Raw genomic sequence first — 17,784 nt, forward strand, 5'->3', positions numbered from 1 at the left:
ATCCAAATATCCCGGACTGTTCTTCTCTACGAACCCAAGACTATTCGTCGGCGGGACGATCTTGTCGGCAATCATCGTTGTTGAAGGGCTATTAGCATATCGCGGATTTATCGCTTAACATGGGTCATGTTCCGATGGCGGAGGTCGAGACCTCGACTTCCGACGTATCAGAGCCGTTCGTTGAACAAGGCCCGCGTCTCAATGACTTGCCTCTGCGCTCGCCGAGCAACCGCACCGCCCGCATGATCGCGTCGCAGTCTTCGCACGATACCGAATCCCAGGCTGTCGCGCGCGGCGATGCGGCGCTGGCGGAGGAGCTGGGGCTGCTGATCGACGGCGCGACCACCTATGCCATCTACATGCTCGATCCCCGCGGCCGCGTGACGATCTGGAACCGCGGCGCAGAACGGATCAAGGGCTGGGCCGAGGCGGAGATCATCGGCCGCGATTTCGCGATCTTCTATCCCGCCGACGACATCGCCGCCGGCAAACCCGAAGGCGACCTCGCCCGCGCACACTGCGACGGCCGGATCGAGGAAGAAAGCTGGCGGGTCCGCAAGGACGGGTCCGAGTTCCTCGCCCACGTCACGATCACCGCGCTTCACGACGATGCCGGCGCGCTGCGCGGGTTCGGCAAGGTCATCCGCGACATCACGCACGAAAAAGCGGCAGAGGCGGCGATCGTCCGACGCGAACACCACCTCCGTTCGATCCTCAACACCGTCCCCGACGCGATGATCGTGATGAACGAGAACGGCATCGTCGCGTCGTTCAGCGCCGCGGCCGAACTGGTCTTCGGCTATGCGGCGAGCGAAGTCATCGGCCAGAACGTCGCGATGCTGATGCCGCGGGTGGAAGCACGCGACCACGACGCGCACCTGCGGAAGTACCGCCACATCGGCGAGCGCCACGTGATCGGCAACGTCCGCCTCGAACGCGCGATGCGTAAAGGGGGCGAGACGTTCCCGATCGAACTGGCAGTAGGCGAAGCGTCGATCGCGGGGGAGCGCATCTTCACCGGCTTCATCCGAGACCTGACCAACCGCCACGCGACCGAACGCCGCGTCCAGGAACTCCAGTCCGAACTCATCCACGTCTCCCGGATCAGCGCGATGGGGACGATGGCGTCGACGCTGGCGCACGAGATCAACCAGCCGCTGACCGCGATCGCCAATTACCTCGAGGCGACGCGGGCGATGATCGACGACAGCGACGATCCGATATTGGCCGACATTGCAGAAGCGCTGGACCTGGCTGCCGCGCAATCGCTGCGAGCGGGCACGATCGTCCGCCGTCTGCGCGCATTCGTCGATGGCGGCGATACCGCGTTCCGCGACGAACGACTCGACCTGCTCATCGAGGAAGCGACCAGCCTTGGCTTGCTTGGCGCGCACGAAGCCGGGATAACGATCGTCAACAGCCTGTCGCCCGGCTCGATCATGGTCCGCGTCGATCGCATCCAGATCCAGCAGGTGCTGGTGAACCTCATCCGCAACGCGATCCAATCGATGGCAGCATCGCCCCTCCGAACATTGTCGATCGCCACCGCGCCCGAGCGGGAGGGCTGGATGCAGATCACCGTCGCGGACACGGGCTCAGGCATCGACACCGAAGTGCGCGCGCGCCTGTTCGAGGCCTTCGCGACCACCAAGGAGGACGGCATGGGCCTTGGCCTGTCGATCTGCCGGACCATCGTCGAGACGCATGGCGGGAGGATCTGGGCGGACGGCGTGGCGAGCGGCGGCACCGCGTTCCACTTCACCGTGCCGCTCGCCGTCCTACCGGAACCAGGGATACCCATGACCGACACCCCCCACGACAGCCGCCCCCATGACTGAACCAGGGCGCACGGTGCATATCGTCGACGACGACGAGGCGATCCGCCAGTCGGTCGGCTTCCTGTTGCGCAAGGCGGGCTATGCGGTCGAGACCTATCCCGCAGGTACGCAGTTCCTCGCGGCCGTCACGCGCGAGACGCGTGGCTGTGTGCTGCTCGATGTCCGGATGCCCGATCTCGACGGGTTCGCGGTACAGGCCCGACTCGCGCATACCGGGATCGCGCTGCCCGTGATCATGCTGACGGGCCACGGCGACGTCACCCTCGCGGTCCGCGCGATCAAGGCAGGCGCGATCGAGTTCCTCGAAAAGCCCTTCGAGCGCAGCGCGTTGCTCGCGGCAATCGACATCGCGCTGGCGCACGCCGCGCGGTCCGAGCGCGAGCACCTCGTCGCCGCCGATGCCGTCGTCCGCCTCGCCGCGCTCACCCCGCGCGAACGTGACGTCCTTGACGGCATGGTGCGTGGCCGCCCGAACAAGCTGATCGCCTATGACCTCGACATCGCCACCCGCACCGTCGAAGTCCACCGCGCAAACCTGATGGAAAAGCTGGCCGCCCGCAGCTTGTCGGACGTCCTGCGCATCGCGTTCGCGGCAGGGTTGGGCGAAACCGCCGAGCCAGCCTGACACCCTCGCCTTCTACGTACAGACGCGAGAGTGCGCGCGTGTCATCCAAGGTCGATACAAGGACCGCCCGATGACCGCCCGATGACCGACCGCCCCCCGCATTCTCCTGCCCCGCCCCATGATGGCATCGGCGTTTCGCTGGTCGGCGGCGATCCTGCGATCCGCCGCGCGCGCCAGATCATGCTGCTGTCCGAACGCTACGACGTGCGCTCCTACGCGACCGGCGCGGCGCTGCTTGCCGATCCCCGCTCGCGCGATATTCCGTGCATCGTCGTCGATATCGAAGGAATTGGCGGCAGCGGCATGGACACGCTTCACGCAATGCGTGCCTCCGGCTGGCGGGGCAAGGCGGTCCTGCTCGATGGCGGCATCCCCCTGCCGGTGCTGGTCCACGCCGCCGAACGCCACGGTGACCGCATCCTCGACCGCGCCACCGGCGATGCCCCCCTCCTCGCCGCGATCGCCGCTTCGATCGACCGCGGCTGGTCCGGTTGGTAGGATGCAGTACGCCGATCGCGTCGCGCCTACCTGGTTAGCCCGCGTCGATGTTGGCGTAGCGGTAGAGGGCATGGACGTTCGGAATCAGACCGCGATCGACGTCGCTTGCCTCGCTGCATCGCTCCTGCGGCGCCCATAGGCGAAGTAGATCGCCAACCCGACGACATTCCAGATCACGAAGCGCACCAGCGTCGATGTCGGCAGGCTCGCGAGCAGGTAGAGACATCCCCCCACGGTCAAGGCGCCGACCAGATAGGCGGCCGGGCAGCGAAACAGCCTGGGCATATCCGGCGCGGTCCGACGGAGGACGATCAGGCAGACCCCGACCGAAATGAACGCGATCAAGGTGCCCGCATTCGCCAGCTCGGCGATTTCGTCGAGGCGAAAGAAGCCCGCGACCGCGGCGATCGTCAACCCGGTGAGGAGGGTGATCATCGTCGGACCGCCCGACCGCGGGCTGACGGTGGCGAGACGCCGCGGCAACAGGCCGTCGCGCGCCATCACGAAGAAGATGCGGCTTTGACCGTACATCATCACCAGGATCACCGAAGGCAACGCAATGACCGCGGCGAGCGCGATCAACTGCGCGGCAAATGGCTGGCTGAGCTGGCGCAGCACGAGCGCGAGCGGCTCGGGCGAATTGGCGAGCTGCGTGAACGGCAGGGCACCGATCGCGGTGATCGCCACCGCCATGTAGATGACGGTGCATATCAGCATCGACCCGATGATACCGATCGTCAGGTCGCGCTTTGGGTTCTTGGTTTCCTCGGCAGAGGTCGCGACGGCGTCGAAGCCATAGAAGGCGAAGAACACGATCGCCGCTGCCGCCATCACCCCGCGCTTGTGGCCGTCGACCTCGGTCGAACCGAAACCGTAGGGCATGAACGGATGCAGATTGTCGCTCTTGAACGCGGGCAGCGCATAGATGACGAAGATCGTCAGCGCGACGAGCTTGATGACGACGAGCACGATGTTCAGCGTGGCACTCTGCCGCGTACCCAGGATGAGCATGCCCATCACCGCGAGCGACACGAGCACCGCCGGCAGGTTGATCAGCCCGCCGCCATGTGGTCCGACGAGCAGTGCCGCCGGCAGGTGGATGCCCGCCGCCTGGATCCAGCCGACCAGATATCCCGACCAGCCGACGGCGACCGTCGAACAGGCCAGCGAATATTCGAGGATCAGGCTCCACCCGACGACCCAGGCGACGGTTTCGCCGAGCGCCGTGTAACTGAAGGTATAGGCGCTGCCGGCCGCGGGGATCAGCGTGGCCATCTCGGTATAGGCGAGTGCTGCGCAACCGCACACTACGCCGCACACGATGAAGGCAAGTATCACCGCAGGGCCAGCGCGTTCCGCACCCACGCCCACCAGCGTATAGATGCCGGTGCCGACGATCGCGCCGACACCCAGCGCGATCAGATGCGGCCAGCTGAGCGTCTTGGCCAAGCTGTGGTGTTGAAGATGCGCAGGCGTGCCGAACGGTTTCCGCGGTCCAAACATGTACGCACCCTCTTAAAGTTGATTTTAGACGGAACTGGACGCGAACTGGCCGCGCAGGTCGAGCAGCGTCGATCGGATGTGGCTGGCCAGCAGAATCGTCAGCCGGGCCTCGTCCCGCGCCAGCCAGGTGTCGAGGAGTTGACGGTGTTCGAGGTGCGCGCGGTCCTCACGCCCGGCGGGCTGAAGATGCGCGACGACATAGCGTTCGGCGAGGATCGCGAGCCGCTCGACCGTCTGGGTCGTGAGCAGGCGTCGGCCCGGCCGCACCAGCGCGGTGTGGAAGACACGATTGGCGATGGCCACTTCGGCGAGCCGTTCGCCGGCGGCGCTGTCGAGTTCCTCGAACGCCGCCTTTGCAATCGCATGGTCGCTCTCTGTGGCGACGGTCGACGCATAGGCCGCCGCGTTCGGCTCGATGCTCAGCCGCAGGGCGAAGATATCGTCGGCCTCGTCCGCGGACATCGGCCGAACGGCATAGCCGCGATTGGCGTAGCTGGTGAGCAACCCCTCCTGCTCGAGCCGGGCGAGCGCCTCCCGAAGCGGGATTTTGCTGACCCCCAATTCGCTGGCAAGCGCATCCTGACGGATCGGTGCATTGCCGACCAGCTTTCCGGTCACGATCTGCTCGCGAACGATTTCGAAGACTTGTTCTGACAACGTGCGGACGACGATGGCCATCAGCTGGAAGCTCCAATGCGAGGAACGTGGCCGAAACGACGGTGTCGGCTCACGTGACTTGGAAACCTTCCCAGAACGTGTCGCTACGATCAATCCAGATCGTATTAAATCCCGTCGCGACCGCCGATCCCTCGATCGAGGGTATGATCGCCGGCGTGTCGCCCAGCATCGTCTCCGCCTCGACCCGGCCGATGAACCGGCTGCCGATATAGCTTTCGTGGACGAAGCGATCTCCGACCGAAAGCCGGCCGCTATCGGCAAGATGCGCGAGCCGGGCCGAAGTGCCGGTGCCACAGGGCGAGCGATCGATCGCCTTGTCGCCGTAGAACACTGCGTTACGGCCGTCGGCGCCATCTCCGCGGGGCTTGTCCGCCCACAACACATGACTGACGCCACGGATGGTCGGATCGAGCGGATGTACCGGCTCGAAGACGCCGCGCACCGCCTCGCGAACCCGACCGCTGAGTTCGATCAGGCGCGCCGCGCCAAGATCGTCCAGCCCGGTGTAATTGCCCTGCGGCTCGATGATCGCATAGTAATTGCCGCCGTAAGCGACGTCGATCGACAGCGGGCCGATCCCTGCCACGTCGATCCTGATATTCCGCGCCGCAACATAGGCGGGCACGTTGGTGATCCGCACCGCGGTCACCTTGTCCCCTTGCGTTTCGTACGCGACGTCGATCACCCCGGCAGGCACCTCGATCCGCAACTTGCCCGGTTCGGCGGGCTGGATCAGGCCGTGTTCGAGGCCGAACGTGACCATGCCGATGGTGCCGTGGCCGCACATCGGCAGGCAACCGCTGGTCTCGATGAACAGGATGCCGATATCGGTATCGGGCCGGGTCGGCGGATACAGGAACCCGCCCGACATCATGTCGTGGCCCCGCGGCTCGAAACATAGACCGGTCCGGATCCAATCGAACCGCGCCATGAAGTCCTGGCGCCGTTCCGACATCGACGCCCCCTTCAGCAGGGGGGCCCCGCCCACTACGAGACGGACGGGGTTACCGGCAGTATGGCCGTCGATGCAGAAGAAGGTATGACGCATCGGCTGTGACTATCAGGCGGCGGCGGCGTGGGCGAGGTTTGGTCGGGTAGCGGCTGCCTTTTCGACCATTGCGATCACCTCGGCACGACGCGCACCGACCAGCGGGTAGCGCGGCGGCAGGACCCGCTCCGAACCGCGGCCCATGACCTGCTCGGCAAGCTTGATCGACTGGACCAGATCATGCTCCGCGTCGAGATGCAGCAGCGGCATGAACCAGCGATAGATCTCCATCGCCTTGGCATGATCGCCACGCTGGAACGCGTTGACCAGCTCGACCGATTCTCGCGGGAACGCGTTGGTCAGGCCCGAAACCCAGCCCTGCGCACCGAGGTACAGCCCTTCGAGCGCCACGTCGTCGAGCCCGGCGAACAGCACGTAACGATCGCCGAACGCGGCGACGACATCGGAGAAGCGGCGCGTATCGGGCGCCGATTCCTTCACGGCCACGATGTTCTTCACGTCGACCAACGCCGCCAGCACCTCGTTGTCGATCTGCGTACGATAGGCCGGCGGGTTGTTGTAGAGCATGATCGGCAGGCCGACGCCGTTCGCGACACCCTTGAAATGCTCGACCAACTCGTGCGCCTTTGGCACGTAGACCATCGGCGGCAACAGCATCAGGCCGTCCGCGCCGACCTTTTCCGCGGCCTGCGCGTACCGCAAGGCGCGACGCGTGTCGTACTCGGACACGCCAGTGATGACCGGCACCCGCCCGGCAACCGCCTCGACGATTGCGGTGAGCACCTCGACCTTCTCGTCGAACTCGAACGAGTTGTTCTCCCCGACCGTGCCGAGGGCGATCACACCCGTCACGCCGTCGCGGATCAGATCATCGACGACCCGCTGCGTATCGGCCAGATCGATCGACAGATCTTCACGAATCTGCGTCGTCACCGCTGGAAAAACGCCCTTCCATTCGACAGACATTCGTTCTCGACCTTTCTACGATTGCTTATATATATACTGTATACGAAAATATTATCGCAGTGCAACAGGAGAATAGAGTGCGGTCGATCGCAATCGTTGGCGGCGGTATAATCGGATTGAGCAGCGCGATCGCACTGCTCGACAAGGGCCATGCCGTAACCCTGTTCGATAGCGATCCGGAGCGCCGCGCCGCGTCATGGGGCAATGCCGGGCATATCGCCGTCGAACAGGTCGAACCGCTATCGTCGCCCGCCGCCCTCAAGTCGGTCCCGCGCCGGCTGTTCTCGATGGGCGGCGCGTTGGCACTACCGCCGTCGATGGCATTCCGCTGGCTGCCGTTCGCAGCACGGCTCATCGCAGCCTCGACGACCGCACGGTTCGCTGCGGGAACGTCGGCTCTGACCCCGCTTGTCGCCGCCGCGATGCCGGCCTGGCAGGATATGGTCCGCGCGATCGACGACGAGGACCTGCTCCGGCGCGACGGGCATGTCGTCCTGTGGGAAAGCGCCGCGACCGCCGCCGCCGGGCGAGCAAAATGGGCACGGACCGCGATCGGTACCGCTCGAATCGACGACGCTGATGACGTGCTGTTACAGCAGCTCGGCGGAATTACGCGGTCCGTTGGAGGTGCGGTCCGGTTCACGGGGAGCGGACAGATCGCGGATCTCGGTCGACTTGCGACCGCGCTGGAGGCTGCACTGACCGCCCGCGGTGGCCTTATCGTCCGGGCACCGGCCCGGCTGGAGCGGAACGGGAGCCGGATCGACGTCGTCGGTCATCACGCCGATATGGTACTCGTGACGGCGGGTATCCGGTCGCGGACGCTGTTGGAGCCGCTCGGCTACACCGTGCCGATGATCGCCGAGCGCGGCTATCATCTCCGGGCGCCTATCCGTGCAGGGGCGGATCGCTGGCCAACCGACCTGCCGCCCCTGGTTTTCGAAGACCGTTCGATGATCGTGACGCGCTATGCCGACACCGTACAGGTGGCGAGCTTCGTCGAGCTGGGCGATCCGGATACGCCCGCCGATCCGCGCAAATGGGCGCGGTTGGAGCGGCACGTTGCCGAACTGGGACTACCGATCGCCGGTCCATACAGCCGTTGGATGGGATCGCGCCCCACCCTGCCCGATTATCTGCCCGCAATCGGACGCTCGACCACCGACGCCAATCTGTTCTACGCGTTCGGGCATCAGCATCTCGGCCTGACGCTGGCGCCGATCACCGCGCAGATCGTCGCCGCGCTGGTCACCGAGACCGCGCCGCCGGTGCCGATCGCTGCCTTTTCGCTGTCCCGCTTTGCCACCAAAGGAAGTTCTCAATGACCATCGGCGGATCCACCGCGGCCGAACAGCTGGCGATGCTGGCACCTTGGTCCACCCCCGCACCGCGGATCACCAGCGACGAGCGACTGGCTCGCGTCGACAAGGTGCGCGCGCTTATCGCGGCGGCAGGCGCCGATGCACTGCTGATCGGTGCGGGCGACAGCCTGCTCTATTTCGCCGGCATACCCTGGGGCGCGACCGAGCGGCTGGTAGCGCTGCTGGTGCCCGTCGCGGGCGATCCCGTAATGATCTGCCCGCGGTTCGAACAGGGTTCGCTCGAAGCGGCGCTGGCGATCCCCGCCGAGTTGCGACTTTGGGAAGAGGACGAAAACCCGGCAGCCCTGGTCGCCGACGCGCTGAAGCCTGGCGCTCGGCTACTGCTCGATCCGCTGCTGCCCTACGGCGTGGCCGCGGCGCTCGGCAGCGTCGGTAGGCTCTCGCTCGGCAATGGCGCGAGCGTGATCGACGGATGCCGGATGATCAAGAGCGCGGCCGAGCTGGCGCTGCTCTCGCAAGCCAAGGCGATGACGATCGAGGTCCACCGCCGCGCCGCGCGGATCCTGACGCCCGGCATCGCCGCCAGCGAGGTGATCCGCTTCATCGACGCGGCGCATCGCGCGCTGGGATCGAGCGGATCCTATTTCTGCGCGGTCCAGTTCGGCCTCGCCACCGCCTTCCCGCACGGTCTTCCCGGCGACCAGCGGCTGGAGGAGGACCAGTTGGTCCTGATCGATACCGGCTGTCGAGTGGACGGCTATCATTCGGACATCACCCGCACCTACGCGTTCGGCAAAGTGGGCGACGAAGAGCGCGCGATCTGGGACGTAGAGCACGAGGCACAGGCGGCCGCCTTCGCCTCCGTCCGTCCCGGCGTATCGTGCGAGAGCGTAGACGCCGCGGCGCGCGCGGTGCTGGAGAAGGCGGGGCTTGGTCCCGATTACCGGCTGCCCGGATTACCGCACCGTACCGGCCACGGCATCGGCCTATCGATCCACGAGCCCGCCTATCTGGTCCGCGGCGATCAAACGCCGCTGGCGCCCGGAATGTGCTTTTCCAACGAACCGATGATCGTGGTGCCCGACCGGTTCGGGATCCGGCTGGAGGATCATTTCCACGTCACCGAGACGGGTGCCGAGTGGTTCACCGAGCCGCAGCCGTCGATCGACCGGCCGTTCGGTTAAGGCGTCCTCACCCTTCCCATCGAACACCGCGCGCCGGCAGCGTGTAGCCACGGGCGTGAAGCTCGCCGTCCGGAACATCGCCGGCGCCGCCAGCCAGACGCTATTCCTCGTCGGGATACGGCCCCTTGCCGCCGGCTGCGATCAACTGCTCGGTGCGGGCCTCGATCACCGGGACCGGCACCGAGCCCATCTCCAGCATCGCATCGTGGAAGGCGCGGATGTTGAACTTCGCGCCCAGCGCCGTCTGCGCCTTGACCCGCGCATGCTGGAAGGCGAGTTCGCCCATGTAATAGGACAGCGCCTGCCCCGGCCAGGCGATATAGCGATCGACCTCGGTCTCGATCTCGTGATCGGACAGCGCGGTATTGTCGTGGAGATAGGCCTGAGCCCGCTCACGGCTCCAGCCCTTGGCGTGGATGCCGGTATCCACCACCAGCCGTGCCGCGCGCCACGCCTGGTAACTCAGATAGCCGAACAGGTCATAAGGCGTCTCGTACATCCCCATATCCTCGCCAAGCGCCTCGCAATACAGCGCCCAGCCTTCGCCATAGACCGACAGATACGTGTCGCGCCGATACGCCGGCAAATTGGTGTTCTCGGCGGCGAGCGGCATCTGGAAGGCGTGGCCCGGCGCGCTTTCGTGCAGCGTCAGTGCGATCTGCGAGTAAAAGGGTCGCGACGGCAGGTTCCAGGTGTTGACCAGATAGATGCCCGGGCCGCCGCGCCCACCGGTGTAGAACGGCGCGATATCGGCGGGCACCGGCTTGATCGCGAACCGGCTACGCGGCAGGTGCCCGAACCACTGCGACGCCTTGCCGTCGAACGTCTTGGCGATCCATGCCGCGCGGTAGAGCAGCTCGTTCGGAGTCTTGGGATAGAATTGCGGATCGGTCCGCAGATGGTTGAAGAACGCCTGCAGGTCGCCCTTGAACTGGACCTGCTTCATCACGCCGTCCATCCGCGCGCGGATCTTGGCGATTTCGACCAGCCCCAGCGCATGGATCTGGTCCGGGGTCAGGTCCTGGGTCGTGTATTCGGCGATCTTCGACTGATAATAGGCCTTGCCGTCGGGCAGGTCGTACGCCGCCAGTTCGGGGCGAGCATGGGGGATGTAATCGGTCCGGAGGAAGGCGAGCAGCTTGGCATGTGCCGGCACCACCGCCTGTTCGATCGCGACCTTGCCCTCGGCCGCGAGCGCTGCCTGATCGGCGGCGGGAATGGTCGAAGGGAAGGTCTTGAACGGCGCATAGAACGGCGAGTCCTCGACGCTCTTGGCCTCCACGACCTGCGCCACGCCGATGTCGCGGCCCTTCAGCGTGATCTGGGGCAGCGTGAACCCGCGTGCGAGACCGGCGCGCATGTTGGCCGTCTGCTGGTCGAAATAGCGCGGCACCTCGCGCATCATCGCGGTGTAGTTGCGATAATCCTCGATGCTGCGGAACGGGCTGCGCGACGCCTCCGCGATGTCGCCCCAGAAGCTCGTGTCGGCCGACAGCGGGCGTTCGTAGTCGCGATACCGCTGGGCTGCGAGCAGCGCATCGATCTGCTGCTTGTAGACCGCGTAGTTGACGCGGTTCGCAGCGCTGAGGCTGACAATCGGGATCGCGGCGAGCTGCTCCGATACCTGGGTCCAGCGCGCCAGCCGCTCGGCCTGCGCCTTGGGACCAACATCGGGGAGCCGCGCACGACCCTTGGGGTTGTTCTCGTCGGGGCCGGACTGGCTGCTGCGCCAGGCATATTCGCCCTTCGACAGCGCCTCGAACCGCTTGTCCGCCGAAATCGGCCTGGTCGTAGCAGGCACCGCGCCTGCCGCAATCGGCGCGATCGTCGTCGTCGCCAGCGCCAGGCCAAGGACCAGTTTCCGTACTGGGGTCCGCATCGTCATTCTCCTTGTGGCAGTGCCATAATATCTCGATAGAGCGCCGGTGCGATCACCACGCCCTCCGCCAGACTGCGGTCGCGCGCGGCATAGCGGCGCTGCGACGGCAGGCGCGCACCCTGCCCCTCGATCGCCGCGAACATCGCCTCGGCGCGCGCCAGATGCTCGGTGACCGCGTCGCCGAGGAAGCCGGCGGGATCGATCGCGACGATCAGCTCGCCGCCGATCGGCGATCCACCCCTGCCCCGGTCGGCCGCGATCGACTCCCGACTGGTCATGTCGCCGATCAGCGGCCCGGCGAGCAGTTCGACCATCGCCGCCAATGCCGATCCCTTGTGCCCGCCAAAGGTCCGCATCGCCCCCGCCAGCACCGCCTCGGCGTTGGTGGTAGACCCGCCATTCGCGTCATAGCCCCAGTCGTCGGGCACCGGCTTGCCGGCACGGCGGTGAAGCTCGATCTCGCCCCGCGCCACCGCGCTGGTCGCGAAGTCGAACACGAACGGATGTCCGCCCGGCCGTGGCCAGCCGAACGCGATCGGGTTGGTGCCGAACACCGGTTCGGTACCGCCCGCCGGTGCGACCCAGGCATGGCTCGGGGTGAAGGCGAGCGCGACCAGTCCCTCGCTCGCCAGCGCCTCGACCTCCGGCCACAAGGCCGCGAAATGAACGACGTTGTTGAGGGCAAGTGCGGCGGTCCCGAAGCTGCGCGCCTTCTCGGCGAGCAGGCCCCGCCCCCGCTCGAACGCGAGTTGGGCGAACCCGCCGCCGCCATCGACCTTCACCAGAGCGCGCGCGGGTTCGCTCACCACCGGCACCGCATCGGTGACGACGACGCCGCGGGCGATGCTGTTGGCCGCCACCAGCAGCCGGTAGATGCCGTGGCTCGTGCAACCGTCGCGCTCGCCCGCCACCATCGTCTCGGCAACCGCCACGGCATGATCGCGCGACAGCCCGGCGCCGAGCAACACCGCGCGCGCCAGCGTGCGGACCTCGTCGAGCGTCAGGCGAACGCCGCCCGCCTGATCTTCGCTCACGCGACGCTGCCGGGCTTGGCCGTGAACAGGCGGACCCCGAACACCGGACCAGCGGTCGAGCGATCGCGCGGCACGAAGCGCACCTTGATGCTCGCCTTGCCCTTCGTAAGCCCGATCGGCAGCGGATAGTCGATGTCGAAGAACTTGCCCGGCTTGTCGGCTTCGAGATGCTGGGTGGTGATCTTGACGTTGTCGACCAGGATGTCGAAATCGCGGGCACGCTCGTCGCCCCAATAGGTCGCCTGGAGCACCAGCGGCCCCGGCTTGGTCTTCATCGCGAACTCGATGAACCCGCCCGACCGCGCATCGCGTCCGTTACGCCCGCGATAGCTGACCGGATAGGACAACTCGGACGTAAGGCCGTGATCGCGCTCCGGCTGCATTTCACCCAGGTGCATCACGTCCACCGATCGGGCCGAGATATCACGCGCCTTCGCCTGCTCGGCGACGAAGGCCGCCTCGGCTGTTTTCCACGAGGCATCGGTGAAGCGCTTGAAATACACGGCGCTCCGCCGCTCATACTGGCTGTAGAACGGCACGAAGCCGAGGTCCGCCGGACGGATGATGCCGCGCGTCGCATAGGTCGCGCGCGTCGCGTCGGTCTGGGTGAAGTTGGCGAGCAGGTTTTCGCCGACCATCGCCGGATCGGCGCTGTCCCACTTGGTCTCGTTCGGCCCGAGATCGGCGGCCATCACCATCGGTCCGCGCAGCACGGCGATGGTGTTCTCGTCGCCCGGCGTCGCTTCGATCCGCAGGTCGAGCGGCAGCGTGATCGCAACCATGTCGCCCTTTTTCCAGCGCCGGTCGACGATCGCATAGCCCTTGGCGATCATGGGCGTGAACGGCTGGCCATTGACCGTCACCACCGCCTGCCCGTTCGCCCACGCCGGCACGCGCAACGCGATCGGGAACCGACCCGGCTTGGCGAGCGCCGTCAGCGTCAGCCTGGATTCGGGCTCGAACGGATAGCGGGTATCGAGCGTCAGGCCGGCGCCCCGCGTCTTCCACGTCGCGTCCGACGGGATGTAGAGATTGACCAGCAGCATGCCCCCCAAATTCGAGGCGCCCTCCCAGAAGATCGCCTCGCCGTGCTTGGCGTGGCTCTCCATGCCCGTGCCGACGCAGCACCAGAAGGCATCGTCCTTGGGCGTCGAATAGTCGCGATTTGCGCCGGTCATCAGCGGCGTCATGTAGGTGAAGCCGGCGTTCTTCGGGTTCTGCGCGGCCATGATGTGATTGAGGTGCGTGCGCTCGTAATAATCGAAGAACGCGCCATCAGGCTGCCAGCCGTACAATTGCTGGGTGAGCTTGAGCATGTTGTAGCTGTTGCAATGCTCGCAGGTCTGCTCGGTGATGTGCGTGGCGATCGTGTCCGGCTCGGAGAAATACTCGCGGTCCGCATTGCCGCCGATCACATAGCTGTGATGCTGCGTGACCGTGTTCCAGAAATACCGCGCGGCATTGGCCGGTTCGGGCTTGCCGTTCAACTCATGGATCCGCGCGAGGCCGATCAGCTTGGGCACCTGCGTGTTGGCGTGGAAATTGGCGAGCTTGTCCTGCCCCGCGACCAGCGGATCGAGCACCCGGCGATCGTAGATCCGCTCGGCGATAACGAGCCATTTGCGATCGTTGGTACGCGCATACAGCTCGGCATAGCTCTCGTTGAGGCCGCCATATTCGCAGCTCAGCAGCAGCTGCATCTGCTCGTCGTTGAGCGCTGCGAACACGCGGGCGAAATAGTCGCCGAGCCCGGTCGCGACGGTAAGCGCCTGCGTGTTGCCCCATGCCGCGTGGACGTCGAGCAGGCCGGCGAACAGCTTGTGCACCGTGTAGAGCGGCGACCATGACCCGTTGAGATCGAACCCGCCGGACTTGATCTCGCCGCGCATCACTTCCGGGAAGATCTCCTCCCCATCGACGATCGTGCCGTCCTTACGCTTGCGGCCGAGCGCACCGACATAGCCATTGCCGCGCTTGGCCTGCGCCCGCGCCAGTTCTGCGACAGTGTAATCGGCGCGGGTCCGACATTCGGCATCGCCGGTCTGCTCGTTCGTCTTGACCAGCGCGGTGAGATAATGGCCCAGCGTATGGCCGGCGATCGTGTCGCTCTCCCACCCGCCATAGAGCGGCGCCTTCGCGGGCAAACCGGCATAGACCATGAAATTGTGCAGCAGCCGATCCGCGCTGAGCCGCAGCAGATAAGCGCGATTGACCTCGACCGCGGTCGCATACGCGGACGGACGCAGCCGTACCGCCGTCAGCGGCAACGGCTTTGCGCGCGTCGGCAGCGCGGTGGTCGCGTCCTTGCCGAACGCCTGTCGGCCCGCCGACAACAGCGCCACCGCGGTCGTCCCCATCAACACATCACGGCGGTTCGCAAACATCTTTATCTCCATTCGGATATCGTATACTATACCTCTGGTGGAGCAGCGCAAGTGACACTTTATGCTAACCTTTGAACCGCAGCGAGCAACGCAATGAACCCATTCCGCCTCCTGGCACTGCTCCTCGCAACGACCGTGACGCCGTCAGGGTTCGCGCAACCAAAGCTTCCCAAGCCAAGCTACCGTCCGATCGCGCAGACCGAGCTTCGCACCCCCACGTTCCGGCTCGCGCTGCGCACCGACACGCAGACGCTCTCGCGCCTGTCACCGGTCGTCGATCCGGCCTTCGATTTCACCCCCGGCGCGCGCGAAGCCGAGCGGGCCGGTGACGGCTATGTCCATATCGGCGACATCAACCTGCGACTGCGCACGCCCGGCGGCGCCTGGACCGATTTCGCCTCCGCGCACCGGCGCCAGCCGATCCGGCTCCTGCCCGCGGCCGGATCGGTCCTCGCCGCCGCCGATATCACCGCGTCGCTCGGTGCCAGCCCGATCAGGGTAGAGCGCCGCTGGATCGACGACCACGGCGTGCTCGCGCTGCGCTTCACGCTGACCAACACGGGCACCCATCCGGTCGAGATCGGCGGGCTCGGCCTGCCGATGATCTTCGACAACATCATCTCGGACCGCGACCTCGAACAGGCGCATGCGCAGGCGAGCTTCGTCGACCCCTATATCGGCCGCGATGCAGGCTATCTCCAGGTCGCGCGACTGAACGGCAAGGGCCCCGCCCTGCTGGTGCTCCCCGAAAAGGGCACCCCGCTGGAGGCCTATCGCCCGATCATGGAAGCGCGCGGCCCCCGCGACACCGATATCTTCACCGACCGCAGCCCCCGCGGCCAAACCTCCGAAGGCTTTTACGACTGGACCATCGCCAGCAAAGGCTTTGCCGACAAGGAATGGGCGAAGGCCGGCGAACAGTGGAACACGCCGACCAGCTTCACGATGGCACCGGGCAAGAGCCGCACGATCGGCGTGCGCTTCGTCACCTCGCCGTCGATCGCGGCGATCGAGGACACGCTGGTCGCCAACAAGCGCCCGGTTGCGGTCGGCATTCCCGGCTATGTGGTGCCGACCGATCAGGACGCGTCGCTGTTCCTGCGCACCCCGCAACGCATCGCCAAGGTCGAGAGCCTGCCGGCAGGCGCGCTGACGGCGACCAAGGTCGGAGGAGCGAAGGACTGGGCACGTTATGCGGTACGCAGCAGCGGATGGGGCCGCGCGAGCCTGGCGATCACCTACGCCGATGGCAGCGTGCAGACCGTCAGCTATTTCGTCACCAAGCCGCTCGACCAGACGATGGCGGACCTCGGCCGGTTCTCTACGACGCAGCAATGGTATGAGAACAAGGCCGACCCGTTCGGCCGCAATCCCGCCATCCTCACCTATGATCGCGAAGCCGGCAAGATCGTCACGCAGGATCCCCGCGTGTGGATCTCGGGCATGAGCGACGAGGGCGGCGGCGGCAGCTGGGTCGCGGCGATGGCCAAGCAGCTCGACAATCCCGATGCGGCAGAGGTCGCCAAGCTCCAGCGCCTGGTCGACGAAACCATCCAGGGCCGCCTCCAGGTGCCGGACGGCGAGCATGTCGGCGCGGTCCGCAAGAGCATCTTCTATTACGATCCGGCCGCACATCCCGGCTATTACGACGCCGCGACCAACTGGAAGAGCTGGACCTCCTGGTCGAAGAAGGATGCAGGCGATCTCGGCCGTGCGTATAATTATCCGCACGTCGCGATCGGCCACTGGGTCCTCTACCGCGTCGCGCGGAACCACCCCGGCATGGTCACCGCGCACCCCTGGCGCTGGTATCTCGACCACGCCTATCAGACCACCGTCGCGATGATGCGCGATGCGCCCTATTATACGCAGTTCGGGTTGATGGAGGGCGATGTGTTCGTCGACATCCTGAAGGACCTGAAACGCGAAGGGCTGACCACGGAGGCGACCGAGATGGAGCGCCTGATGAAGGGCCGCGCCGATCACTGGCGCACGCTGACCTATCCGTTCGGCAGCGAGATGGCCTGGGATTCGACCGGCCAGCCCGAGGTCTATGCGTGGATGCGCTATTTCGGCTACCAGCCCCAGGCCGACGAGACCAAGCAGGTGATTCTGGCCTATGATCCGGCGATCCCGAGTTGGGGGTATAACGGCAACGCCCGCCGCTATTGGGATTTCCTGTACGGCGGCAAATACGCGCGGATCGAGCGGCAGATTCATCATTATGGTTCGACGTTGAATGCCGTGCCGCTGTTCGACGCCTACCGCGCCGACCCGACGAACTTCAGGTTACTGCGAATTGCTTACGGCGGCATGATGGGCGGCGTCACCAACATCGACCAGCAGGGCTTTTCGTCGGCCGCCTTCCACTCTGCGCCCGACATGATGAAGTGGGATCCGTACAGCGGCGATTACGGCATGGGCTTCTACGGCCACGCGATCACCGCCGCGAGCTACCTCGTCAAGGATCCGACGTTCGGCTGGCTCGGGTTCGGCGGCAATGTCGACCAGGCGGCGGACACGGTCAGTATAACCCCGAAGGACGGCGCCCGCACGCGCCTGTTCCTCGCCTCCGCCGGATTGTGGATTACACTGGAAGTCGGAAAGATCGCCAGTGCCCGGTACGTGCCGGCGACGGGCGCGGTCACCCTAACGCTCGATCCCGCGACGCCGGCCAGCCCGGCCGCACGCGTCTTCGTCGAAACGACTACGAAGACCGGCCGCCGCTACGCTATCGCTGGCGGCACGATCGAACGCGGCGGCTACACCGTCCCGCTCGGAACGAAGCCCACCGATCTGACCCTGTCGCCGCGATAACCAGAACACCACCCCGGCTTCCGCCGGGAGGTGCCCTTTCCCCCGTC

At 66.0% G+C, this 17,784-nt stretch carries 13 protein-coding genes; 6 read left to right on the plus strand and 7 right to left on the minus strand.

Annotation, left to right across the window (positions count from 1 at the left end):
* Positions 1-242: 242 nt before the first annotated feature.
* From AC1MLZ_RS02485 to AC1MLZ_RS02495, 3 genes are all read left to right on the plus strand, one after another.
* Positions 243-1,838: a PAS domain-containing sensor histidine kinase gene (locus tag AC1MLZ_RS02485; protein WP_480960292.1), complete on the plus strand. Its 1,596-nt coding sequence runs from the start codon at positions 243-245 to the stop codon at positions 1,836-1,838.
* Positions 1,831-2,463, plus strand: a complete 633-nt coding sequence (locus AC1MLZ_RS02490; protein ID WP_480960293.1) for a response regulator transcription factor — start codon at positions 1,831-1,833, stop codon at positions 2,461-2,463. Before AC1MLZ_RS02485 ends, AC1MLZ_RS02490 begins: the two co-directional genes overlap by 8 nt.
* An 81-nt stretch (positions 2,464-2,544) precedes the next feature.
* Positions 2,545-2,961: a response regulator transcription factor gene (locus AC1MLZ_RS02495; RefSeq protein WP_480960294.1), complete on the plus strand. Its 417-nt coding sequence runs from the start codon at positions 2,545-2,547 to the stop codon at positions 2,959-2,961.
* Positions 2,962-3,045: 84 nt separating this feature from the next.
* Here AC1MLZ_RS02495 and AC1MLZ_RS02500 read toward each other — a convergent pair whose 3' ends face one another.
* The 4 genes from AC1MLZ_RS02500 to AC1MLZ_RS02515 are packed head-to-tail and all read right to left on the minus strand — an operon-like array spanning position 3,046 to position 7,117.
* Positions 3,046-4,464: an amino acid permease gene (locus AC1MLZ_RS02500; RefSeq protein WP_480960295.1), complete on the minus strand. Its 1,419-nt coding sequence runs from the start codon at positions 4,462-4,464 to the stop codon at positions 3,046-3,048.
* A gap of 24 nt (positions 4,465-4,488) precedes the next feature.
* Positions 4,489-5,142 (minus strand): GntR family transcriptional regulator, encoded by a 654-nt coding sequence (locus AC1MLZ_RS02505; protein WP_480960296.1) that lies wholly within the window; start codon positions 5,140-5,142, stop codon positions 4,489-4,491.
* A gap of 49 nt (positions 5,143-5,191) precedes the next feature.
* Entirely contained in the window at positions 5,192-6,190 is a 999-nt protein-coding gene (locus AC1MLZ_RS02510) for a 4-hydroxyproline epimerase (protein WP_480960297.1), read from the minus strand.
* Between the two features lie 12 nt (positions 6,191-6,202).
* Positions 6,203-7,117, minus strand: a complete 915-nt coding sequence (locus tag AC1MLZ_RS02515) for a dihydrodipicolinate synthase family protein (protein WP_480960298.1) — start codon at positions 7,115-7,117, stop codon at positions 6,203-6,205.
* Between the two features lie 77 nt (positions 7,118-7,194).
* Here AC1MLZ_RS02515 and AC1MLZ_RS02520 point away from each other — a divergent pair, with 77 nt between their 5' ends.
* Entirely contained in the window at positions 7,195-8,442 is a 1,248-nt protein-coding gene (locus AC1MLZ_RS02520; protein ID WP_480960299.1) for an NAD(P)/FAD-dependent oxidoreductase, read from the plus strand.
* Positions 8,439-9,623 carry a M24 family metallopeptidase gene (locus tag AC1MLZ_RS02525; RefSeq protein ID WP_480960300.1) on the plus strand — a complete coding sequence of 395 codons (1,185 nt, stop codon included), beginning with the start codon at positions 8,439-8,441 and terminating at the stop codon, positions 9,621-9,623. The genes AC1MLZ_RS02520 and AC1MLZ_RS02525 overlap by 4 nt, the downstream gene beginning before the upstream one ends.
* Positions 9,624-9,723: 100 nt before the next feature.
* Here AC1MLZ_RS02525 and AC1MLZ_RS02530 read toward each other — a convergent pair whose 3' ends face one another.
* The 3 genes from AC1MLZ_RS02530 to AC1MLZ_RS02540 are packed head-to-tail and all read right to left on the minus strand — an operon-like array spanning position 9,724 to position 14,920.
* On the minus strand, positions 9,724-11,508 hold the full coding sequence (locus AC1MLZ_RS02530; RefSeq protein ID WP_480960301.1) for a DUF885 domain-containing protein: 1,785 nt from the start codon (positions 11,506-11,508) through the stop codon (positions 9,724-9,726).
* On the minus strand, positions 11,505-12,536 hold the full coding sequence (locus AC1MLZ_RS02535) for an Ldh family oxidoreductase (protein ID WP_480960302.1): 1,032 nt from the start codon (positions 12,534-12,536) through the stop codon (positions 11,505-11,507). Before AC1MLZ_RS02535 ends, AC1MLZ_RS02530 begins: the two co-directional genes overlap by 4 nt.
* The gene (locus tag AC1MLZ_RS02540; protein ID WP_480960303.1) at positions 12,533-14,920 is read right to left on the minus strand and encodes a beta-L-arabinofuranosidase domain-containing protein; all 2,388 of its coding nucleotides are present in this window, start codon (positions 14,918-14,920) and stop codon (positions 12,533-12,535) included. Before AC1MLZ_RS02540 ends, AC1MLZ_RS02535 begins: the two co-directional genes overlap by 4 nt.
* Positions 14,921-15,013: 93 nt before the next feature.
* On the opposite strand from AC1MLZ_RS02540, the gene AC1MLZ_RS02545 reads away from it, so the two are divergent.
* Positions 15,014-17,737: a DUF5695 domain-containing protein gene (locus tag AC1MLZ_RS02545; RefSeq protein ID WP_480960304.1), complete on the plus strand. Its 2,724-nt coding sequence runs from the start codon at positions 15,014-15,016 to the stop codon at positions 17,735-17,737.
* The last annotated feature ends 47 nt before the right edge of the window (positions 17,738-17,784 follow it).

The sequence above is a fragment of the Sphingomonas sp. PEI4 genome (genome assembly GCF_056679955.1).